At 67.3% G+C, this 21251-nt stretch carries 25 protein-coding genes and 1 riboswitch; of the genes, 14 read left to right on the forward strand and 11 right to left on the reverse strand.

The window, feature by feature from the left end; all coding sequences use genetic code 11:
- The first annotated feature begins 11 nt into the window (after positions 1-11).
- Positions 12-1184, forward strand: a complete 1173-nt coding sequence (locus IFE19_RS12750) for a carboxynorspermidine decarboxylase (protein WP_207822874.1) — start codon at positions 12-14, stop codon at positions 1182-1184.
- 81 nt (positions 1185-1265) lie between these two features.
- Positions 1266-1682, forward strand: a complete 417-nt coding sequence (locus tag IFE19_RS12755; protein ID WP_207822875.1) for a hypothetical protein — start codon at positions 1266-1268, stop codon at positions 1680-1682.
- Between the two features lie 17 nt (positions 1683-1699).
- On the opposite strand, the gene IFE19_RS12760 is transcribed toward IFE19_RS12755, so the two are convergent.
- From IFE19_RS12760 to IFE19_RS12770, 3 genes are read right to left on the reverse strand one after another with little or no spacing between them, the layout of a single operon-like run.
- Positions 1700-2629: a bifunctional riboflavin kinase/FAD synthetase gene (locus IFE19_RS12760; protein ID WP_207827625.1), complete on the reverse strand. Its 930-nt coding sequence runs from the start codon at positions 2627-2629 to the stop codon at positions 1700-1702.
- Positions 2630-2650: 21 nt separating this feature from the next.
- Complete coding sequence (locus IFE19_RS12765) at positions 2651-3112, reverse strand: MaoC family dehydratase (protein ID WP_207822877.1); 462 nt, start codon at positions 3110-3112, stop codon at positions 2651-2653.
- A 38-nt stretch (positions 3113-3150) separates the two neighbouring features.
- The gene (locus IFE19_RS12770) at positions 3151-4020 is read right to left on the reverse strand and encodes a TIGR01459 family HAD-type hydrolase (RefSeq protein ID WP_207822878.1); all 870 of its coding nucleotides are present in this window, start codon (positions 4018-4020) and stop codon (positions 3151-3153) included.
- A 120-nt stretch (positions 4021-4140) separates the two neighbouring features.
- Between IFE19_RS12770 and lspA the strand changes: the two genes are divergently transcribed.
- From lspA to IFE19_RS12785, 3 genes are all read left to right on the forward strand, one after another.
- The gene (gene lspA, locus IFE19_RS12775) at positions 4141-4668 is read left to right on the forward strand and encodes a signal peptidase II (protein WP_207822880.1); all 528 of its coding nucleotides are present in this window, start codon (positions 4141-4143) and stop codon (positions 4666-4668) included.
- A 68-nt stretch (positions 4669-4736) separates the two neighbouring features.
- The gene (locus IFE19_RS12780) at positions 4737-5303 is read left to right on the forward strand and encodes a DUF3035 domain-containing protein (protein WP_207822881.1); all 567 of its coding nucleotides are present in this window, start codon (positions 4737-4739) and stop codon (positions 5301-5303) included.
- An 80-nt stretch (positions 5304-5383) separates the two neighbouring features.
- A complete protein-coding gene (locus IFE19_RS12785) occupies positions 5384-5842 on the forward strand; it encodes a PaaI family thioesterase (RefSeq protein WP_207822883.1) in 459 nt (152 codons plus the stop codon).
- Here IFE19_RS12785 and ispH read toward each other — a convergent pair.
- Entirely contained in the window at positions 5839-6810 is a 972-nt protein-coding gene (gene ispH, locus IFE19_RS12790) for a 4-hydroxy-3-methylbut-2-enyl diphosphate reductase (RefSeq protein ID WP_207822884.1), read from the reverse strand. The genes IFE19_RS12785 and ispH overlap by 4 nt on opposite strands.
- Before the next feature lie 148 nt (positions 6811-6958).
- On the opposite strand from ispH, the gene IFE19_RS12795 reads away from it, so the two are divergent.
- From IFE19_RS12795 to IFE19_RS12805, 3 genes are read left to right on the forward strand one after another with little or no spacing between them, the layout of a single operon-like run.
- The gene (locus tag IFE19_RS12795) at positions 6959-7609 is read left to right on the forward strand and encodes a Tat pathway signal sequence domain protein (RefSeq protein WP_207822886.1); all 651 of its coding nucleotides are present in this window, start codon (positions 6959-6961) and stop codon (positions 7607-7609) included.
- Between the two features lie 4 nt (positions 7610-7613).
- Positions 7614-9416, forward strand: coding sequence for an arginine--tRNA ligase (gene argS, locus IFE19_RS12800; protein ID WP_207822888.1), 1803 nt, complete (start codon positions 7614-7616; stop codon positions 9414-9416).
- A 38-nt stretch (positions 9417-9454) separates the two neighbouring features.
- The gene (locus IFE19_RS12805) at positions 9455-10465 is read left to right on the forward strand and encodes an adenosine deaminase (RefSeq protein ID WP_207822890.1); all 1011 of its coding nucleotides are present in this window, start codon (positions 9455-9457) and stop codon (positions 10463-10465) included.
- 40 nt (positions 10466-10505) lie between these two features.
- On the opposite strand, the gene pncA is transcribed toward IFE19_RS12805, so the two are convergent.
- Both pncA and IFE19_RS12815 read right to left on the reverse strand, forming a co-directional pair.
- A complete protein-coding gene (gene pncA / locus IFE19_RS12810) occupies positions 10506-11138 on the reverse strand; it encodes a bifunctional nicotinamidase/pyrazinamidase (protein WP_207822892.1) in 633 nt (210 codons plus the stop codon).
- Positions 11139-11141: 3 nt separating this feature from the next.
- The gene (locus tag IFE19_RS12815) at positions 11142-12110 is read right to left on the reverse strand and encodes a class 1 fructose-bisphosphatase (protein ID WP_207822894.1); all 969 of its coding nucleotides are present in this window, start codon (positions 12108-12110) and stop codon (positions 11142-11144) included.
- Positions 12111-12219: 109 nt separating this feature from the next.
- A riboswitch (glycine riboswitch) is annotated at positions 12220-12318 on the forward strand.
- Between the two features lie 163 nt (positions 12319-12481).
- On the opposite strand from IFE19_RS12815, the gene gcvT reads away from it, so the two are divergent.
- From gcvT to IFE19_RS12845, 6 genes are all read left to right on the forward strand, one after another.
- On the forward strand, positions 12482-13597 hold the full coding sequence (gene gcvT / locus IFE19_RS12820) for a glycine cleavage system aminomethyltransferase GcvT (protein WP_207822896.1): 1116 nt from the start codon (positions 12482-12484) through the stop codon (positions 13595-13597).
- 161 nt (positions 13598-13758) lie between these two features.
- On the forward strand, positions 13759-14124 hold the full coding sequence (gcvH, locus tag IFE19_RS12825) for a glycine cleavage system protein GcvH (protein WP_207827627.1): 366 nt from the start codon (positions 13759-13761) through the stop codon (positions 14122-14124).
- Positions 14125-14244: 120 nt separating this feature from the next.
- Positions 14245-15591 carry an aminomethyl-transferring glycine dehydrogenase subunit GcvPA gene (gcvPA, locus tag IFE19_RS12830; protein ID WP_207822898.1) on the forward strand — a complete coding sequence of 449 codons (1347 nt, stop codon included), beginning with the start codon at positions 14245-14247 and terminating at the stop codon, positions 15589-15591.
- 15 nt (positions 15592-15606) lie between these two features.
- Positions 15607-17187: an aminomethyl-transferring glycine dehydrogenase subunit GcvPB gene (gene gcvPB, locus IFE19_RS12835; RefSeq protein ID WP_207822900.1), complete on the forward strand. Its 1581-nt coding sequence runs from the start codon at positions 15607-15609 to the stop codon at positions 17185-17187.
- A gap of 178 nt (positions 17188-17365) precedes the next feature.
- Positions 17366-17779: a PGPGW domain-containing protein gene (locus IFE19_RS12840; RefSeq protein ID WP_225910270.1), complete on the forward strand. Its 414-nt coding sequence runs from the start codon at positions 17366-17368 to the stop codon at positions 17777-17779.
- A gap of 116 nt (positions 17780-17895) precedes the next feature.
- The gene (locus tag IFE19_RS12845; protein ID WP_207822902.1) at positions 17896-18366 is read left to right on the forward strand and encodes a DUF6789 family protein; all 471 of its coding nucleotides are present in this window, start codon (positions 17896-17898) and stop codon (positions 18364-18366) included.
- 77 nt (positions 18367-18443) lie between these two features.
- Here the strand turns inward: IFE19_RS12845 and IFE19_RS12850 are convergent, their stop codons facing one another.
- The 5 genes from IFE19_RS12850 to IFE19_RS12870 form a co-directional block, all read right to left on the reverse strand.
- Positions 18444-18959, reverse strand: coding sequence for a F0F1 ATP synthase subunit B (locus IFE19_RS12850; RefSeq protein ID WP_207822904.1), 516 nt, complete (start codon positions 18957-18959; stop codon positions 18444-18446).
- A gap of 1 nt (position 18960) precedes the next feature.
- Entirely contained in the window at positions 18961-19542 is a 582-nt protein-coding gene (locus IFE19_RS12855; RefSeq protein ID WP_207822905.1) for a F0F1 ATP synthase subunit B family protein, read from the reverse strand.
- Between the two features lie 88 nt (positions 19543-19630).
- Positions 19631-19855 carry a F0F1 ATP synthase subunit C gene (locus IFE19_RS12860; protein WP_207822907.1) on the reverse strand — a complete coding sequence of 75 codons (225 nt, stop codon included), beginning with the start codon at positions 19853-19855 and terminating at the stop codon, positions 19631-19633.
- A 57-nt stretch (positions 19856-19912) separates the two neighbouring features.
- On the reverse strand, positions 19913-20698 hold the full coding sequence (locus tag IFE19_RS12865) for a F0F1 ATP synthase subunit A (RefSeq protein ID WP_207822909.1): 786 nt from the start codon (positions 20696-20698) through the stop codon (positions 19913-19915).
- A gap of 15 nt (positions 20699-20713) precedes the next feature.
- On the reverse strand, positions 20714-21160 hold the full coding sequence (locus IFE19_RS12870; RefSeq protein ID WP_225910271.1) for an AtpZ/AtpI family protein: 447 nt from the start codon (positions 21158-21160) through the stop codon (positions 20714-20716).
- Positions 21161-21251 lie beyond the last annotated feature (91 nt).

Consider the following 21251-nt stretch of genomic DNA (forward strand, 5'->3'; position numbering starts at 1 on the left):
TAAAAGACGACATGGAAACCCAGGCCGGCGATCCCGGAGCCTTTGCTCATTTTGATCTGAACCGCGTCGCCTCGCCCGCCTTCGTGGTGGACGAGGCCGCGGTGCGGCGCAATCTGGCCACGCTGAAAGACGTGCGTGACCGGGGCAACGCTCGAGTGCTGCTGGCCCTCAAGGCCTTTTCCATGTGGTCGCTGGCGGACGTCGTCGGGGAGTACCTCGACGGCGTCTGCGCCTCCGGTCTGTGGGAGGCGCGGCTGGCGCGTGAGTTCTACAAGGGCGAGCTGACCACCTATTCGCCCGCCTACAAGGCCGAGGATCTGCCCGAGATCCTGCGCCTGTCCGACCACGTCATCTTCAACTCGCCGGATCAGGTGACGCGCTTCGCCGACCTGATCGCCGCCGCGCGGGCTGAAGGCGAGACCTTCGAGATCGGCCTGCGGCTGAACCCCGAGCATTCCGAAGGCGAGGTCGCCAAATACGACCCGGCCCAGCCCTGCTCGCGTCTGGGCTATCCCGTGTCGCAGCTGACGCCGGAAAAGATGGTCGGCATCGACGGCATCCACATCCACGCCCTGTGCGAACAGGATTTCCTGCCGCTGTCGCGCATCTGGGCGGCGGTCGAGCCCAAGCTGGCCCCGCTGCTGGGCGGGGTGAAATGGATCAACCTGGGCGGCGGCCACCACGTCACCCGCGCCGACTATCAGATCGAAGACTTGGTGGCCTTCCTGAACGACATTCAGCAGCGTTACGACGTCACCGCCTATCTGGAGCCGGGTGAGGCCGTGGCCCTGGACGCCGGCATCCTGATCGGCGAGATCCTCGACGTCTTCGACAACGGCATGCCCATCGCCATCACCGACCTGTCGGCCACCTGCCACATGCCGGACGTGATCGAGGCCCCCTACCGCCCCGCCATGCTGCATGAGCCCGAGGACGGCGTCACTGTGCGCCTGGGCGGCCCGTCCTGCCTGGCCGGCGACATCATCGGCGACTACGTCTTCGCCGAACGCCCCGTGCCCGGAACGCGCCTCGCCTTCCTCGACCAGGCCCACTATTCGATGGTGAAGACCAACACCTTCAACGGCGTGCCCCTGCCGTCCATCGCCCTGTGGAACAGCGCCACGGACGAGTTGCGGATGATCAGAGAGTTCGACTGGACGGAGTTCCGCGACCGGTTGTCGTGAGGGGCGGCGGCGTTGCGAGACGCTGCCCCGCAAGGTCCACTAAGGGTGGTAAGCAGTCACTATCCAGATCATCATCCCCCAATGACCACCTTCACGGTATCGTTCGATCCTGAGCTTCCCAGCGGCGGTGGAGCTTCGCCCCAAGAGCAGCCTGACTGGTCTCGCATTTATGCTATTACCGAGGGGCTCGAATACGACATGACCTACCATGTCGGCGGTCAAGCGTTCGGCTACTACCCAACTGATGTGGTCGGCCTACTCAGCGACCTGATCGGCTTGAAGGAGGAGTTGGATCGCGGTCAGGATGGGTCGATCAACATGAGCGGCTATACCATCCTATTGGTGGAGGTCAGAGGAGCCAGCCTCATCTTTTCTGATCCGTATCCCTCGAAGTGGCGGTGCGAAGTTCAAACCGACGTTGTGAGAGAAACTCTGGATCAGGCCCTCCGCGACGTGTGGTCATTCGTCATCAGCCTAGATCAACCAAGTTTCACTTAGGGTCGAAAGCCACCGCTTCAGCCCAGCACAGCCCGCGCCGCCGCCGCATCCGCCTCGATCTGGACCTTCAGTTCGTCCAGCCCGTCGAACTTCATCTCGCCGCGCAGGAAGGCGACCAGTTCGGTCTCCAGCGCCTGGCCGTAAAGGCTCTCATGGAAGTCCAGCAGCCAGACTTCCAACAGGGGCTGTTCGATCTCGAACATGGGGCGGACGCCCAGGTTGGCGACGCCCTTGATGACCCGCCCGTCCGGCAGGCGGGTGCGCGTGGCGTAAACGCCATAGGCCGGGCGCATGTAGTCGCCCATGGCCACGTTGGCGGTCGGCACGCCGATGGTGCGGCCGCGCTTGTCGCCGTGGATCACCTCGCCCTGGATGGCGAAGGGGCGGCCCAGGATGGCGGCGGCGCGGTCCATGTCCCCGGCCTTCAACGCCTCGCGCACGGCGGACGACGACAGCTTCAGCCCCGAGGCGTCGTCGATGCGGTCGGTGACGGAGACGGTGAAGCCCAGAGTCTGGCCATAGGTGCGCAGCAAGGCGGGCGAGCCGGAACGGCCCTTGCCGAAGGTGAAGTCGAAGCCGACGGCGGCGTGGACGACGCCCAAGCCTTCCGACAGGACGCGACGGGCGAACTCTTCATCCGTCATCCCCGCCATCTCCCGGTCGAAGGGGATCAGATAGAGGCGCTCGACCCCCAGCGGCGCCAGGGCGCGGGCCATCTGCTCCGCCGTCATCAGACGAAACGGCGCGGCCTCGGGCTGGAACAGGCGGCGCGGATGCGGATCGAAGCTGACCACGGCCAGGGGCGCGCCCAGACGTTGAGCCGCCTCGCGAGCCGAGGCGATGACCGCCTGATGGCCGCGATGAACGCCGTCAAAGGCGCCGACGGCCACCGCCGCCCCGCGCTGCGACGCCGGCAGGTCGCGCCAGCCGCGGATGACCTCAACCACCCCGGAAGCCACGCCGGAGGCTCAGCGCGCCGAGGGCTTGCGCCGACGCGGCACGCGCACGACGGCGACCCCGTCCATGATCAGCTTGTCGCCGACAAAGCCTTCGCAACGCAGCTCGACGCGGGCGCTGTCGGTCTCCATCTCGATCACGGTGATGACGATGCGAACCGAGTCGCCGATGCGGACCGGGAAGTGGAAGGCCAGGGTCTGGGAAATATAGATGGACCCGGCGCCCGGCAGGATGGTCCCCACCACCGCCGAGCCGAAGGCGGCGCTGAGCAGGCCGTGGGCGATGCGGCCGCGATAGGCGGTCTTGGAGGCGAACTCCTCGTCCAGGTGCACCGGATTGAAGTCGTCCGACGCCTCGGCGAACAGGCGAATCCGGTCCTCGGTGACGTGGACGGTCTTCTGCGCGGCCATGCCGACGTGGAGTTCGTCGAGGATGTAACCGCCCGACGGATGCTGTGTGACGTATTCGACCATGGGCGGGCTTTAAGCCAGGTGCGACGAAATGGCGAGCCTCACCATGCCAGTTCGAGCGCGGCGTAGCGGGCGAAGGTCGTCTCGGCGCGGAGCAATTCGGCGGCGCGAGCGGCGTCCAGTGTCCCGTCCGCCCCCTTGGCGGCGTCGCCGTGAATGCCCTGGGCGATGAACAGGCAGTCGAGGGCCTGCTCGGCGGCGCCCAGAACGTCGGTGATGACGCCGTCGCCGATGCACAGGACGCGCGACCGATCGACGGGGCGCCCCATGAGGACCTGGGCCTCGCGCAGGGCCAGTTCATAGATGGGGCCGAAAGGCTTGCCCGCCATGATCACACGCCCGCCCATTTCCTCGTAGAGGTCGGCGATGGCGCCGCCGCAATAGATGATGCTGTCACCCTTCTGCACGATGCGATCCGGGTTGGCGCAGATCAGCTCAAGATCACGCTCGACGGCGGGAATCAGGCGCTGGCGATAGTCCTCGGGCGTCTCGGTCGCGTCGTCGAACAGGCCAGTGACCGACAGGAAGGCGGCGTCCGAGGCGTCATGGGCGCTGGTCAGGTTCAGACCTTCGTAGAGAACAAAGTCGCGGTCGGGGCCGATGATCCAGGCCGGGCCAGGGGCGCGGCGAGCCAGTTCGGCGCGGGTGGCGTCGCCCGAGGTGACGAAGGCCTTCCAAGCGTCGCGCGGCACGCCGAGCGCATCCAGTTGCGCCACGACGTCCGACGAGGGGCGCGGCGAGTTGGAGATGAGGACGACGTGGCCGCCCTTTTCATTGAACTTCGTGAGGGCCTCGCAGGCCACGGGCCAGCTTTCGCGACCGTTGTGAATCACCCCCCAGACGTCGCACAGCAGGATGTCATAGTCGTCGGCGACGGCGGACAGGCGAGGCAGGGCGTGAGGCAGGGTCATATGCCGGTTATAGCCGTCGCCACGTCCGGGGAAAGGCCGCAGAGACCCCTGCCCGTCATTGGCGGCGTCGTCGCTTTCCCTCTTCGCCCTCGCCCTGCTTCCTGCTAACCGGCTTTCAGCATGAAAATCTCTCGCTTCGCCTACGCCGCCTACGGCCTCGCCCTCGTGGTCATCGTCCTGGATCAGCTGACCAAGGCCATGGTCCTGAACGCCATCGACGCGGCGCACATCTCGCAGATCCCTGACGGCTATCGCATCGCCGAGGTCATGCCGCCGGTGTTCAACCTGACCTATGTCCTGAACACAGGCGTCAGCTTCGGCCTGTTCGGCGGCGGCGCCGGGCGCTGGATCCTCAGCGCCTTCTCGATTCTGGTCGCCGGCGCCCTGGCCTTCTGGGCCACCCGTTCGGATCGCAAGCTGATGGTCGCCGCGATCGGTCTGGTCATGGGCGGCGCCCTGGGCAATGTCTTTGACCGCATCCGCTTCGGCGGGGTCGTGGACTTCCTCGATTTCTCGGGGACGGGCCTGTTCCCGTGGATCTTCAACATCGCCGACGCAGGCATCACCGTGGGCGTCGTCCTGCTGATCCTCGACAGCTTCCTGTCGGAACGCCGCACCAAGGTTGGCGCGGCCCACGAAAAGTCGTAATCACCCCCTCTTCGTTATCGTCCCGAGCCAGCGCCGCAGGGCGCGCCTCCCGGAGCCGAGCTGACCTTATGCGTATTCGTAACGCCGCTACCGTGGCCCTTCTCGCCACCACCGCCCTCGGCCTGACGGCCTGCCAGAGCATGAAACAGAGCATCGGCCTGGCCAAGGTCGTGCCGGACGAGTTCGTCACCGTGGCCAGCGCCCCGCTTTCGGTGCCGCCTGAATACGGCCTGACCCCGCCGGCGCCCGGCCAGCCGCGCCCGCAGGAACTGGCGCCGGAAAGCGCCGCCCGCCAGATCTTGCTCGGCCAGCGCCAGGCCGTGACCCGCACCGGCGGCGAACAGGTCCTGGTCGCCCAGGCTGGCGCCGATCGCGCCGATCCGCTGGCCCGCTATGTCGTCGACGACGAGTTTGGCGACCTGGCCCACAAGGAAGAGAGCTGGGCCAACCGCATCCTGTTCTGGCGCAAGAACGATCCCGCCACCCAGGCGCCGACCGTCAGCCAGGGCTCGGACACCGCCCGCACCATCGACGCCAGCACCGAGCACGCCCGCCTGCAAGCCCTGACCGGCGGCCGCGAGGGCATTGCGATCACGCCGCGCCGCGACAGCCGCTTCAAGCTGCCGGGCCTCTAGGGGCTCGTCGCCGCCCAGGCCGATAATAGGACGCGTCTGGCCGCGAGGCCGGCGCGTCCTTTTCATTTGCGGATAGTCCCATGAGCCCCCCGTCAGATACGCCCGATCTCGCCGCCCTGTCGGGACTGGACCAGCTTCGCCTGATGCTGGATGGCCGCCTGCCCCCGGCCCCGATCGCCGGGACGGTGGGCTTTCACCTGACCGAGCTGGCCGAAGGTCGTGTGGCTTTCGAGGGCGAGCCGACGCTGGCCGTCTACAACCCCATCGGCTCGGTGCACGGCGGCTGGATGGCGACCCTGCTCGATTCGGCCTGCGGCTGTGCAGTCCATTCCATGCTGAAGCCGGGGCAGGCCTATACGACGCTGGAATTGAAGACCGTCTTCCACAAGGCGCTGAAGGCCGGGGTTCCGGTTCGCGCCGAGGGGCGAATTGTTCAGTCTGGTCGTCGCGCCGCCTTCTCCGAGGCCGACCTGCGCGGCCTGGACGGGACGCTCTACGCCACCGCCACCTCGACCTGCCTGGTGATGGAGCGCGCTTAGGCCGTCAGGGCGCGCGGCAATTTGAACGAGACGGTTTCGCGTGCGCCGTCGTCCTCGGTCACGACCGCGTCAAACCGGGCGCGGATGGCGTCGATCAGGGCCTCGATCAGAGGTTCAGGGGCCGAGGCCCCGGCGGTGACGCCGACCGTGGTCACGCCGTCGAACCACGACCAGTCCACGTCGCTGGCGTCATCGACAAGGCGCGCGTCGTTCGCCCCGGCCTTCAGCGCCACGTCGACCAGACGCGCCGAGTTGGACGAGTTTTTCGAGCCCACCACCAGCACCAGCTCACAGCCCTCGCCCAGGCGCTTGACCGCCTCCTGACGATTGGTGGTGGCGTAGCAGATGTCTTCCTTGTGCGGGTCTGGCAATTCCGGAAAGCGCCGCTTCAGCGCCGCCAGGATGTCGGCGGTGTCGTCCACCGACAGCGTCGTCTGGGTCGCATAGGCCAGGGGTTGATCGCCGGGCCGCTGGAAGGTCTCTGCGTCCGACACGGTCTCGACCAGGCTGATGGCGCCCGGCGGCAACTGGCCCATGGTGCCGACGACCTCGGGGTGGCCAGCGTGACCGATCAGGATGATGTGACGCCCGGCTGCATGATGGCGCTCTGCCTCGACGTGGACCTTGGACACCAGGGGGCAGGTCGCGTCGAGAAACAGCATCTCGCGCGACCGCGCCGTCGCCGGCACCGACTTGGGCACGCCGTGGGCCGAGAAGACCACCGGCCGGTCGTCGGGACATTCGTCCAGCTCCTTGACGAAGACGGCGCCCATGCCCTTCAGCCGCTCGACGACATGGCGATTGTGAACGATCTCATGGCGCACATAGACGGGGGCGCCGAACTTCTCGATGGCGCGCTCGACGATCTGGATGGCCCGGTCCACCCCGGCGCAGAAGCCGCGCGGCGTGGCCAGACGCACGTTCAGGGGGCGGCGGTCAAAACTCGAGGGCGGTACGGGCGCGTTCATGGCCGGAACCTAGTCGCTCGCGTCCCTTCCCGCCACCGGTTGCGTGGTCGCGTTTGCCGCGCCTCGCTTTAGCCGCTATCAGCATCAAGCGTGCACCGGTCGGCGCCGACTGTCGCGCGCTCCCTTTCGCTTGCCGGAAATGAAATTGATGCGTCGCGTCCTGACCGCCTTCGCCGCCCTCTCCGTCGCGGCCATGCTGATTCCTCAGTCCGCCGTCGCCCAAAGCCGCGGACAGCGAGGACAGGGTCAACAGCAAGCGCAGGAAGAGCCCCAGGCTCGCCCCACCCGCATCGCGCCGCTGAGTCGCCGCGCCAACGCAGGCCCCTGCCCCTATGTGAAAGTGCTCTACGACGCCGCCCGCTATGTCGAACTGGCCGATTTCAGCCGCCCGTCGGTCGCCGGCGTCGGCTTCACCGGCGAGATCGAAGGCGTGAGCGCCGACTGCGTCTATCGCGAAGCCGACCCCATCCGCGTCGACATGAATATCCTGTTCAACCTCGGCAAGGGCGCCCAGGCCAGCGGCGACCAGCGCACCTATCGCTACTGGGTGGCGGTGACCGAGCGGAACACGGCTGTTCTGGCCAAGGAGTATTTCGACCTGCCGGTGAATTTCGAAGGCCAGGCCACGGCCTCGGTCCAGCAGGCCCAGACCATCGTCATCCCTCGCGCCGAAGCCACGACCAGCGGCAATAATTTCGAGATCCTGGTGGGTTTCGAGATCACGCCCGAGATGGCGGACTTCAACCGTTCGGGCAGCCGCTTCCGCGTCACCGCCGGCCAGACCCAACCGAACCCCTAAGCACATGACCGATCTCAAGACCTCTCTCAGCGAAGCGGTCGCCGCCGCCTTCGCCGCCGAAGGCGTGGACGCCGCCCTGGCCCGCGTCGTCGCCTCCGACCGCCCCGACCTGGCCGACTTCCAGTCCAACGGCGCCCTGGCCGCCGCCAAGGCGCTGAAGGCCAATCCGCGTGAACTGGCGGCCAAGGTGGCTGAACGTCTGGCCGCCGATCCGCGCCTGTCATCGGTCGAGGTCGCCGGTCCCGGCTTCATCAACCTGAAGCTCTCCGACGCCGCCCTGGCCCAGCGCGCCGCCGAGGTCGCCGCCGACACCGCGCTGGCCGGCGCCTCGCTGAACACGCCGTCGCGCAAGGTCGTCATCGACTACGCCGGTCCCAACGTGGCCAAGCCGATGCACGTCGGCCACCTGCGCTCGTCCATCATCGGCGAGAGCCTGAAGCGGCTGTTCCGCTTCCGCGGCGACACCGTATGGGGCGACGCCCACTTCGGCGACTGGGGCTTCCAGATGGGCCTGCTGATCACCGCCTGCGGCGACGAGAACCTGGCCGACGCCTTCATGGCCGACGGCGACGGTCCCTTCCCCGCCGAGAGCCCGGTCACGCTGGAGGATCTGGAACGCCTCTATCCGCAGGCCGCCGCCAAGGCCAAGGAAGACCCCGCCTTCCGCGACCGCGCCCGCAAGGCCACGGCTGAACTGCAGAACGGCCGTCCCGGCTACCGCGCCCTGTGGGCCCACTTCGTCGCCGTCAGCCGCACGGCGCTGAAGCGCGAGTTCGGCGCTCTGGACGTCACCTTCGACCTGTGGAACGGCGAGAGCGACGCCGATCCCCTGATGCCGGAAATGCTGGCGCACCTGAAGGAGACCGGCCTGCTGGTCGAGGACGACGGCGCCCAGGTGGTCCACGTCGCCAGGCCCGGCGAGACCCGCAAGAAGAAGCTGGCCGACGGCTCGGTCATCGAGGCCCCCAGCCCGCCGCCCCTGCTGGTGGTGTCGTCGGAAGGCTCGGCCATGTACGGCACGACCGACCTGGCCACGATCCTCGACCGCAAGAAGTCGATCGGTCCCGACCTGATCCTCTACGTCGTCGACGAGCGTCAGGCCGAGCATTTCGAACAGGTCTTCCGGGCCGCCTATCTGGCCGGCTACGCCCCCGAAAAGTCGCTGGAGCACCTCGGCTTCGGCACCATGAACGGCGCCGACGGCAAGCCGTTCAAGACCCGCGCGGGCGGCGTGCTGAAGCTGCACGACCTGATCACCATGGCCACCGACAAGGCGCGCGAGCGTCTGCACGAGGCCAAGCTGGGCGACGATCTGCCGGAAGCCGAGTTCGAGGACATCGCCCGCAAGGTGGCGGTGGCGGCGCTGAAATTCGCCGACCTGTCGAACAACCGCACCACCAGCTACGTCTTCGATCTCGACCGCTTCATGAGCTTCGAGGGCAAGACCGGCCCCTATCTGCTGTATCAGGCCGTGCGGGTGAAATCCCTGCTGCGCAAGGCGGCGGATCAGGGCGTCGAGATGGCCCCCATCGTCGTCGCCGAACCGGCCGAGCGCGATCTGGCCCTGACGCTGGACGCCTTCGACGCGGCCACGGCGGACGCCTATGACAAGCGTTCGCCCAACCTGATCGCCGAGCACGCCTATCGCCTGGCCCAGAGCTTCTCGAAATTCTACGCCGCCTGCCCAATCCTGGTCGCCCCCGACGCGGCGACCAAGGGCTCGCGCCTGGCCCTGGCCGCCGCCAGCCTGCACCAGTTGGAGACGGCGCTGGACCTGCTGGGCATCGAGACGCCCGAGCGGATGTAATGTGATAAGGGGAGGTGACCGCCAAGGAGCCTCCCCCCATGTCCCTCGACGCCTTCATCGCCGGCCTGCCCAAGGCCGAACTGCACCTGCACATCGAGGGCTCGCTCGAGCCCGAACTGATGTTCGAGCTGGCGCAGCGCAACGGCGTCGCCATCCCCTACGACAGCGTCGAGGCCGTACGTGCGGCCTATGACTTCTCGAACCTGCAGGACTTCCTCGACATCTATTACGCGGGCGCCGCCGTGCTGCTGACGCGCCAGGATTTCGAGGATCTGGCCTTCGCCTATTTCCAGCGCGCCGCCGCCGACAACGTCCGCCACGCCGAGATCTTCTTCGATCCCCAGACCCACACCGACCGGGGCGTGGCCTTCAATGTGGTGGTCGAGGGCCTGATCGCGGGCATGGAGCGGGCCAAGGCGGAACTGGGCGTGACCAGCGGCCTGATCCTCAGCTTCCTGCGCCACCTGTCGGAAGACGAAGCCTTCACCACGCTGGAGGCCGCCAAGCCCTACCTGCACCACTTCATCGGCGTCGGGCTGGATTCGTCGGAGGTCGGCCACCCGCCGTCCAAGTTCCAGCGCGTCTTCGCCGCCGCCCGCGACCTGGGCCTGAAACTGTGCGCCCACGCCGGCGAGGAAGGCCCGCCCGAATATGTGCGTGAAGCTCTGGACCTGCTTGAAATCGACCGCATGGACCACGGCAACCGCTCGATGGAGGACGAGGCCCTGATCGCCCGTCTGGCCGCCGAACAGATGACGCTGACCGTGTGCCCCCTGTCGAACCTGAAGCTGTGCGTGGTCAAGGACCTGAAGGACCACCCCCTCCCCGAGATGCTGCGCCGCGGCCTGCACGTCACCCTGAACTCGGACGACCCCTCCTATTTCGGCGGCTATGTGAACGCCAACTACGTCCAGCTGGCCACGGCGGTCGGCCTGACCCGCGAACAGGTGACGCAACTGGCGAAGAACAGCTTCGAGGGCAGCTTCCTGAGCGACGCTGACAAGGCGGCGCGCATCGCCGAAGTCGAGGCCTACGCGGCGGCCCACTGAATCCCTTCCGTCATCCTCCGGCGAGCGGAGCGCAGAAGGATCAGCCGAGAAGCGACGCGACCGACATCTCGGCGGCCCTCAGCGCGGCGAAGCTCGCCTTGGCGGCGGCGGCCGTGTCCGGCGCAATGGCCCGACAGGCGTCCTCAATCACCACGGCCTCGAAGCCTTCGCGCACGGCGTCCTCGGCGGTGAAGCGGACGCAGTAGTCGTAGGCCAGACCGCACAGGAAGAGGCGCGTCACGCCCCGTTCGCGCAGCAGACCCGCCAGTCCCGTCGCGGTGCGACGGTCGTTTTCATAGAAGGCGGAATAGCTGTCCACCAACGGGTTATGGCCCTTACGGACCACGGCCAGGGCCTTGGTCACGGCGGGCGCAACATGCGGATGAAAATCCGCACCTGGCGTCCCCTGCACGCAGTGGTCCGGCCACAGCATCTGCGGGCCGTAGGCGACCTCGATCTCGGTGAAAGGCGTCGCACCCGCATGATTGGAGGCGAAACTGATCTGATCCGGCGTGTGCCAGTCCTGGGTGGCGATCACCGTGTCGAAGCGCTCGGCCAGGCGGTTGATCAGGGGCATGATCGCCGCCCCGCCCTGCACCGCCAGGGCCCCGCCCTCGCAGAAATCGTTCTGGGCGTCGATGACCAGAAGGGCGTCTGAAGCGGTGATCCTCATGGCTCAGGCCGCCGCGATCTGATCGACCTCGTTGGCCGAACCGAGCGCCACCGGGATGCGCTGGTGCAGTTCGGTCGGGGTCACGTCCAGAATGGCCTGTGTCCCGTCCGTCGTGGCCTTGCCGCCCGCCTGTTCGATCAGGAAGGCCATGGGATTGCCTTCGTACATCAGGCGCAGCTTGCCCGGCTTGTTCGGCTCGCGCTTGTCCCACGGATAGAGGAAAACCCCGCCGCGCATCAGGATGCGGTGCACGTCGGCCACCATGGCGGCGACCCAGCGCATGTTGAAATTCTTGCCGCGCGGGCCGTCAGCGCCCGCCAGGCAGCCGTCGACGTAGCGTTGCACGCTCTCGGCCCAGTGGCGCTGGTTCGACATGTTGATGGCGAACTCCTTGGTGTCCGCCGGGACCGTGATCGCCGGATGCGTCATCAGCCACTGGCCGTCGTGCGACAGGGTGAAGCCCGCCACGCCCTGGCCCGTGGTCAGCACCAACATGGTCTGGCCGCCATAGAGGCAGTAGAGGGCCGCGACCTGATGACGACCCGATTGCAGGAAGTCGGCCTCGGTCGGCGTGGCCGACGGCGACTTCAGCACCGAGACGATGGTGCCGACGGGGGCGTTGATGTCGATGTTGGACGAGCCGTCCAACGGGTCGAACAGGACCAGGTATTCGCCCGCCACATTCGTCGCCGGCTGGACCGTGTCCATTTCCTCGGACGCCACACCCGCCACGGACGGGCAGGCCAGCAGCATTTCCGTCAGGACGTCGTTGGAGATGACATCGAGCTTCTTCTGCTCCTCGTCCTGGACGTTGACCGCGCCCGATGCGCCCAGGGCGCCGACCAGGGCCCCGCCGGAGACGATCTTGCGGATCTCGACGCAGGCGGCGGCGGCAACCGTCAGGGTCTGGGTCAGGCCCTGCGGCAGGTTGAGCGAGGCCAGGTGGGCGGCGAGGTCGGTGCGGGCGGTCATGGCGCTTCAATCCTGTCACGAGAGCAGTTCGGCCCCTCATGACCTGTCGCATCGTTCGCGGCAAGCCCGGCGCCGCTTGACTTCGGCCCGGAGTCGGGGCCTTAGGTCACACGCTCTCGCGGGAGAGATCGGCGGTCGCGCAGCGGCCGTCGGGGCCGAAGGCGCAACCGCCCCGGAAACGCTCAGGCAAAAGGACCGCGAAGGCGCACGGACGCTGGAAAGTCGCCCAGGATTCCCAAGAGTCTGGGGGCGCGCCGACGGAGCAAGGCTGTTCGTCCTCTGGGCGACGGTCGGAATCTCTCAGGCTTCAGGACAGCGGGGGCGCGACGACGGCGAAGCTATCGCCGCAACCCGCGACCGGAGGATGCTCGATGAGCGACCAGGCCTTGAAGACCACCCCCCTCAACGCGGCGCACCGCGCCCTTGGCGCCCGCATGGTCGGCTTCGGCGGCTATGACATGCCGGTCCAGTACGAAGGCGTTCTGGCCGAGCACCGCTGGACCCGCGAACACGCCGGTCTGTTCGACGTCTCGCACATGGGCCAGGCCCGCATCACCGGCGACGACGCGATTGCCCAGTTCCAGCGCTTCGTCCCCGGCGACTATGAAATCCTGAAGGCCGGCAAGCAGAAGTATTCCCTGCTGCTCAACGCCGAGGGCGGCATCATGGACGACCTGATGGCGGGCAAGCCCGACCATGACGGCCTCTATGTCGTGGTCAACGCCGGCAACAAGGACGCCGACTTCGCCTTCCTGAACGCCAATCTGGCCGGCGACGCCAAGCTGGTGATCCTGGACGACCGCGCCCTGCTGGCCATCCAGGGGCCGGAAGCCGCCGAGGTCATGGCCAAGCACGAACCCGCTCTGGGCGAGATGGGCTTCATGGATTCGGCCCGTCTGATGCTGTTCGGCGTCGACTGCTTCGTCTCGCGCTCGGGCTACACCGGCGAGGACGGCTATGAGATTTCGGTGCCGAACGCCGACGCCGAGCGCGTCTGGAACCTGCTGCTGGAAGACGCCCGCGTGAAGCCGATCGGCCTGGGCGCCCGCGACAGCCTTCGTCTGGAAGCCGGCCTGCCGCTGCACGGCCACGACATCGACGCCTCGACCAGCCCGGTCGAGGGCGCACTGACCTTCGCCCTGTCCAAGTCGCGCAAGGAAGCCGCCGACTTCAACGGCGCCGAGACCATCCTGAAGCAGCTGGCAGAGGGTCCGTCGCGCATCCGCATCGGCCTGCACGTCAAGGAAGGCGCCCCGGCCCGTGAAGGCGCCGAAATCGCCGACATGGACGGAAACCTGATCGGCAAGATCACCTCGGGCGGCCCCTCGCCGACCCTGGGGCACAACATCGCCATGGGTTACGTGCCGCCGGCCTTCGCCGCCCTGGGAACGGACCTGAAAGTCATCGTGCGCGGCAAACCCGCCGCCGCCGAAGTCGTCGCCACCCCCTTCGTGGCCACCCGCTACTATCGGAAGCCGAAGGCGTAACACCCTCCCCTTCCGTCATCCTTGGGCCTGTCCCGAGGATCCAGAAACACCGACGCCCGCCGTCGGATCACGACTTCCCCACGCGGGGGGTCTGGATCCTCGGCACAAGGCCGAGGATGACGAGTTAAACAGGCTGCTTCGGCCGCATGAGGAAGATCGAAATGCGCTTCACCAAGGATCACGAGTGGGTTCGCCTCGAGGGCGACGTCGCCACGGTCGGCATCTCCAAGCACGCCGCTGACGCCCTGGGCGACGTGGTGTTCGTCGAGACGCCGGAAGCCGGCAAGACCGTCTCGGTCGGCGACAGCTTCGCCGTCGTGGAATCGGTCAAGGCCGCCTCGGACGTCTACGCCCCGGTCGCCGGCGAGGTCATCGAGGGCAACGAAGCCCTGGCCTCGGCCCCGGAAACCGTCAACGCCGACCCGGAAGGCGAAGGCTGGTTCGCCAAGATCAAGGTCGCCGACGCCTCGGCCGTCGAAGCCCTGATGGATCAGGCCGCCTACGACGCCTACCTGACCACCCTCTAAGACCCGCCGTCGTCCCCGGACGGCGCGGCGCGCCGATCCGGGATCGCCGGATTCCCCGCCGCTTAAGCGCTCCCGGAGCGTCGCGCCAGCGACCCTCCGGGATGCCGCCGAGGACTTGTAATGCGCTACCTCCCCCTGACGCCCGACGACCGTGATGCCATGCTGGCCGCCATCGGCGCCAAATCCATCGACGACCTGTTTGTCGACGTGCCGCAGGCCGCGCGCCGCGACGGCTTTGTCGACCTGCCCCGCGTGGCCGGCGAGCTGGAGGTCGAACGCGCCCTCTCGGCCATGGCCGGCAAGAACGCCACGGCCGGAACCGTGCCCTTCTTCTGCGGCGCCGGCGCCTACAAGCACCACGTCCCGGCCACGGTCGATCACGTGATCCAGCGGTCGGAGTTCCTGACCAGCTACACCCCCTATCAGCCGGAAATCGCGCAGGGCACGCTGCAGTACCTGTACGAGTTCCAGACCCAGGTCGCGAACCTGACCGGCATGGAAGTCGCCAACGCCTCCCTCTATGACGGCTCGACCGCCATGGCCGAGGGCGTGCTGATGGCCACCCGCGTGACCCGCCGCAACAAGGCCGTCATCTCGGGCGGCGTGCACCCGCACTACGTCAAGGCGACCGAGACCGTGGTTCACGCCGTCGGCGTCGAGACTGAAGCTCTGACCGCCGCCGTTGACGCCGAAGACGCCGTCATCGCCGCCATCGACAAGAACACGGCCTGCGTCGTCGTCCAGACCCCCAACGTCTTCGGCACCGCCACCGACGTGACCAAGATCGCTGAGGCCGCCCACGCCGCCGGCGCCCTGCTGATCGTCGTGGTGACGGAAGCCGTGTCGATGGGCCTGCTGAAGTCGCCCGGCGAAATGGGCGCCGACATCGTCGCGGCCGAGGGCCAGTCGATCGGCAACGCCCTGAACTTCGGCGGCCCCTACATCGGCCTGTTCGCCACTCGCGAGAAGCTGCTGCGCCAGACGCCGGGCCGCTACTGCGGTGAAACCGTCGACGCCGACGGCCGTCGCGGCTTCGTCCTGACCCTGTCCACGCGCGAGCAGCACATCCGCCGCGACAAGGCCACGTCGAACATCTGCACCAACTCGGGCCTGTGCTGCCTGGCTTTCAGCATCCACATGAGCCTGCTGGGCGAGACAGGCCTGCGTCAGATGGCCCTGCTGAACCACGAGAAGGCCGTCGCCACGCGTGACGCCCTGGCCGCCATTCCGGGCGTCGAGATCCTGACCCCGCGCTTCTTCAACGAGTTCGCGGTCAAGCTGCCCAAGAACGCCGCTGACGTGGTGCAGACCCTGGCCGACCATCATATCCTGGCCGGCGTGCCCTACAGCCGCCTGGCCCCGGAAGCGGGCCTCGACGACGTCCTGCTGGTCGCAGCGACCGAGACCACGCTGGACGCCGACATCAAGATCCTGGCGGCTTCGCTCGCCAAGGTCCTGGCCGCCTAAAGGGAGTTTGGAACCATGAGCACGATGAACACTGTCGGCCGTCCGACCACCCCGAACGCCCTGCCCGACAACGACTACAAGCACCCGACCCTGACGGGCGCGCGCGGCCTGCTGCAAGACGAAGCCCTGATCTTTGAAGGCGACGGCTGGAACAAGACCGGCGTCGACCTGCCCAAGCCTTCCACGGACGGCTCGGACCTGGGCGACCTGGTCCGCAAGGACCCGATCGGCCTCCCCGGCCTGTCGGAGCCCGAGGCCATGCGCCACTATGTGCGCCTGAGCCAGAAGAACCACGCCATCGACCTGGCCATCTATCCGCTGGGCTCGTGCACGATGAAGCACAACCCGCGCCTGAACGAGAAGATGGCGCGCCTGCCGGGCTTCTCGGACATCCACCCGCTGCAGCCGCAGTCGACGGTTCAGGGCGCGCTGGAGCTGATGGACCAGCTGGCCCACTGGCTGAAGACGCTGACGGGCATGCCCGCCGTCGCCCTGTCGCCCAAGGCGGGCGCGCACGGCGAGCTGTGCGGCCTGATGGCCATCCGCGCCGCCCACGAGGCCAAGGGCGAGCACGAGCAGCGCCGCAAGGTCCTGGTCCCGACCTCGGCCCACGGCACCAACCCGGCCACCGCCGCCTTCGTCGGCTATTCGGTGGTCGAAGTCGCCCAGACCGACGACGGTCGCGTGGACGTGGCCGACCTGGCCGCCAAGCTGGGTCCGGACGTGGCGGCCATCATGGTCACCAACCCGAACACCTGCGGCCTGTTCGAGCGCGACATCCTGGAGATCAGCCGCCTGACCCACGAAGCGGGCGCCTACTTCTACTGCGACGGCGCCAACTTCAACGCCATCGTCGGCCGGGTGCGCCCGGGCGACCTGGGCGTCGACGCCATGCACATCAACCTGCACAAGACCTTCTCGACGCCGCACGGCGGCGGCGGTCCGGGCGCCGGTCCGGTCGTGCTGTCGGAGGCCCTGGCCCCCTTCGCCCCCGCGCCTTGGGTCGTGAACACTGGTGACGGCTACAAGCTGGTCGAGCGTGAGGAAGACGAGGCCGCGCAGGCCTTCGGCCGTCTGTGCGCCTTCCAGGGGCAGATGGGCATGTATGTACGCGCCCTGTCGTACATGATGAGCCACGGCTCGGACGGCCTGCGTCAGGTGGCCGAGGACGCCGTCCTGAACGCCAACTACATCAAGGCCCGCCTCGAGGACCTGATGAGCCCGGCCTTCCCCGAGGGTCCGTGCATGCACGAGGCCCTGTTCGACGACGAGTGGCTGAAGGGCACGGACATCACCACGCTCGACTTCGCCAAGGCGATGATCGACGAGGGCTTCCACCCGATGACCATGTACTTCCCGCTGGTGGTGCATGGGGCCATGCTGATCGAGCCGACCGAGACGGAATCCAAACAGGAGCTGGACCGTTTCATCCACGCCATGCGTCTGCTGGCCGAGGCGGCGAAGGCCGGCGAGGTCGAACGCTTCAAGGGCGCGCCCTTCCATGCGCCCCTGCGGCGTCTGGACGAGACCCGCGCCGCCCGCGCGCCGCGTCTGCGCTGGTCGGCCCCGGAAGGCTCCAATATCGCCGCCGAATAGGCGTCTGATCGAAGTCCGATGTGAAGCGCCGTGTCCTTCGGGACACGGCGTTTTGCTTTTCAGCGCTCACTTACGAAAGCTTCATGGCGACGCCACGGTTCGGCCTTGTCGTCCATGTCTAGGATAGGCTGACAGCCCTCGCTCAGGGCGGTCGCTCCTCTCCCCGACCGTGACGCCCGTGACCCTCGCTCTGATCCCCTTCCGCGCCGAAAGCCGGCCTCGCTCGAGGCCCGGACTGCTGCGTCGTGCGAAGCGGTTGGGGATGATGGCCCTGGGCTTCCTGATCATCGGCCTGGGCATCCTGATCGCCCCCCTGCCTGGCCCCGGCGGCGTGCCGGTCATCGCCCTGGGCCTGGTCCTGCTGCTGCGCAATTCCTGGTGGGCCAAGCGGCAGTTCATCCGCGCCCAGCATGCCCGGCCCAAGTGGGTCTATCCCTTCCGTCGTCTGATGCGGAAGAAGCCCGAGATCGCGCCGGTCTTCTGGCAGCAGGCGCTGCGCGCCGAAAAGGTCGTGCTGCGCAAGCGTCCGTCGCGCCAGCTGATCCGGGTCCGCAAACGCGCCCGCCGCCTTCTGCGCCGCGCCTTCCGCTAACAGCGACGCTTCGACGCACACGGTAATGTGAAAGGGGCGACGCTCGCGTTCGCGCCGAACGGCGTATGCTTCCCTCGCGTAGTCAAAAGCAGATGGCGTTGGGAGGCGCTTTTCTCATGATGTCACGCGTAAAACAGGGAATCGCCGCCGGCTTCATTGCGACCGTCGCGGTTTCCATTCTTGAGGCGGCGAACCTCTTGTTCGCCAAGGTGTTCGACCCGTTCCCCGAAATCGTCGCCCGCATGTTCCAGCTCGGGGACAATCTGGTGGCGGGGTGGGCGATCCACTTCGTGATCGGGTCCCTGATCATGGGCCCGCTGTTCGCCTTCATCTACCCCCGCTTGCCGACCAATACGCCCGAAACCAAGGGCATACTCTTCGCCGTGGCGGCCTGGGTGGCGATGATGCTGATCATCAGCATGATGGGCGATCCGCGGACCTTCTCGGGCAGCGCCGGCTTCGGCACCTTCGCCTGGATGCTGATCACCCACATGATCTTCGGCGGGGTGATGGGCAATGTCTTCGCCCGCCTTCTGGCCCGCGAGAAGCGCGCTGGCGGCTTCATCCACGGCGCGCCCGCTCACTGATCAAGGCGCACCGCTACAATGCAAAAGGCCCCGCCGTCGCCGGCGGGGCCTGATTTGCTTGTCGCTTCCGACCGCTATCAGTTCAGCTTGTCGCCGATCTGGGCGATGGCGGAGTCGATCAGCGGGTCCGCCTTGGCGGTCGCCAGGCGAGCCGTCAGGATGTCCTGTGCGGCCTTGGCGGCGAGGTCGGCGGCGGCGGCCTTGACCTCGGCCGTGGCCTGGGCCTCGGCCTGGGCGATGCGGCGCTCGGCGAGGGCCTGACGACGGGCCAGGGTCTCTTCCAGCTTGGCCTTGGCCTCGGCTTCGATGCGGCGGGCGTCGGCTTCGGCGGCCGCCAGCATGTCGGCGGCCTGGGCCTCGGCCTCAGCCTTCTCCTGGCGGATCTGGGCCAGCATGGCTTCGGCTTCAGCACGCAGACGGGCGGCCTCGTCCAGTTCCGACTGGATCTTGGCGGCCTTGTCGTCCAGGGCCTTGGCGGCCATCTTCGGCACGCCGGCGGCGACGACGATGCCGATGAAGACCAGAAGGCCGATCAGGACCCACAGCTCAGCGCTGCCCAGGCTCCAGAAGCCCGGCTCCATGAACATGTTCATATCAGGCGGCTCCCTTGAGGGCGGCGGCGACTTCGGCGGCGGTCGGAGCCTTGCCCGTCAGACGCTCGATCATGGCGTGAGCCGTGTCAGAGGCGACGGTCGAGACATGGACCATGGCGCCGTCGCGGGTCTTGGCGATGGCGGCCTCGGCTTCGGCGATGCGCGCCGAGACGACGGCTTCTTCCTCGGCCTGACGCTTCTGGGCGTCTTCGGTGACGCGCGCCCTGGCGGCCACGGCGGTGGCGCGAGCCTCGGTGCGAGCCTTTACGACCTCGGCCTTGGCGGCTTCGGCCTGCGTCGCGGCTTCGGCCTGGACCGACCGGGCGGTGGCGACAGCCGACGAAATGGTTTCAGCCCGCTCGTCCAGGACACGGCGCAGACGCGGCGCGAAGACCTTGGCGATCAGGATGTAGAGGATGACGAAGAGGAACAGCAGGTAGACGATCTGCCCGCCCCAGTGGGCGAAGTCGAACTGCGGCAGGCCGCCCGATTCGTGATGGGCTTCCGGAACCGCCGTCTCGGTGTGCAGATCCGCCTCAACCGAAGGCGGGATCGCAGCATTGGGGGTAGGTGTCGTGGCCATAACCGTGCTGTCGAAAATCAGAATGAAGGCGGCGCCGCGGACCTGAGGCCCGACGGCGCCGACTCGAAAAGGCGTTCGGGTGAACCGATCAGCCGAAGATCATCAGGACGCCCAGCACGAAGGCCAGGATGCCCAGGGCTTCCGCCAGGGCGGCGCCGACGAACAGGTTGCCGACTTGGCCGGCGGCGGCCGACGGGTTGCGCAGGGCGCCCGACAGGAATTGGCCGAAGATGTTGCCCACGCCGACGGCCGAGCCGATCATGCCGAGGGTAGCCAGACCGGCGCCGATGTACTTGGCGGCTTCAGCGTCCATGATGTGTATCCTAGAGTTGGTGTTGGATGGTTGGGGTTTAAGAAACTGGTCCTGCCCTTAGTGGGCGTGGTCCAGGTTGACCACATCATTGAGATAGATGCAGGCCAGAACGGCGAAAACGAAAGCCTGAAGGAAGGCCACGAGGAATTCCAGAGCCGTCAGCGCGACCACCATGCCCAGCGACAGGGCGGCGACCGGGAAGGCCAGCAGGTTCAGACCGCCGCCCATGGCCAGGGCGCCCAGGGACACCACGAAGCCAGCGAAGATCTTCAGCGCCACGTGACCGCCCAGCATGTTGCCGAACAGACGAAGGGCCAGGGTGACGGGACGCAGCAGGAAGGAAACGAACTCGATCGCGCCGACGACCGGGCGCAGCGCCAGCGGCGCGCCCATCGGCCAGAACAGCTTGAAGAAGCCCAGACCGTTCTTGGCGAAGCCGACCACCAGCACCAGGCCGAAGGTCAGGATCGCGAAGGTCACCGTCACGGCCAGCTGCGAGGTGGCGGTGAAGGTCATGAACATGCCGAGGATGTTCATCACCAGGATCAGGGTGAACAGGGTGAAGATGAAGGGGAAGTACTTGCGCCCCTCGTGGCCGATGATCGAGTCGGTCAGGTTGTCGATCATGCCGAACAGGCTCTCGCCCGCCGCCTGAAGACGACCCGGCACCACCTTGGCGCCCGAGGTGACCATGGCCAGGAAGCCCACGACCAGGACAAAGCCCAGGGTCATGGCGATATGCGAATTGGTGATGGCGAGATCAACCACGCCGACGCCGGGCAGCGTGACGTCAGGAAGGTCCACGACCTTCTGGATCTGGAACTGGTGAATCGGATCGGCCATGGGGCCTTTCGCTCCTTAGTCTTCTTCGCCGGCTTCCTCGAAGGGGATGGCCTCAGCCTGTATCCCCGCCGCCTTAGCCTGCGCCATCAGCCGATTGGCCGTCCGGCGCGCCATCCACAACGACAAGGCGAAGCCCAACAGGACCCCGCCGATCAAACCCCAAGGCGCCGTGCCGAATACACGGTCGACGCCGAATCCAATAGCAATCCCTACGATCACGCCGCCGAGCAGCTCGGCGATGATCTTGTAGGCCTGGCTCGTCACGGCATGCGCCGAGATTTCCGCCGACCGGGCGTTGGCCGTCCGCGCCTCAAGCTCGGATGCGCTCTTGGTGAGGCGTGCGATCGCCTCTTCGCGCGATTCCTTCGTAGGAGACATGGTTGCTTCGCCCAGCGCCCGGCGAGAACGCCGAGAAGGTCTGAATTCGGCGCGGAACCTATAGGCCGGGGGACGGAAGGTCAAGACGCGGAAACCGACCGCCAAGACTCTGAAAATCCAGCATTTATCGCCAGTTCCGCCTTGACCGTGGCGATGCGTCGCTGTTCGCGGCGCG

The organism is Brevundimonas pondensis (assembly GCF_017487345.1).
Lineage (GTDB): Bacteria > Pseudomonadota > Alphaproteobacteria > Caulobacterales > Caulobacteraceae > Brevundimonas > Brevundimonas pondensis.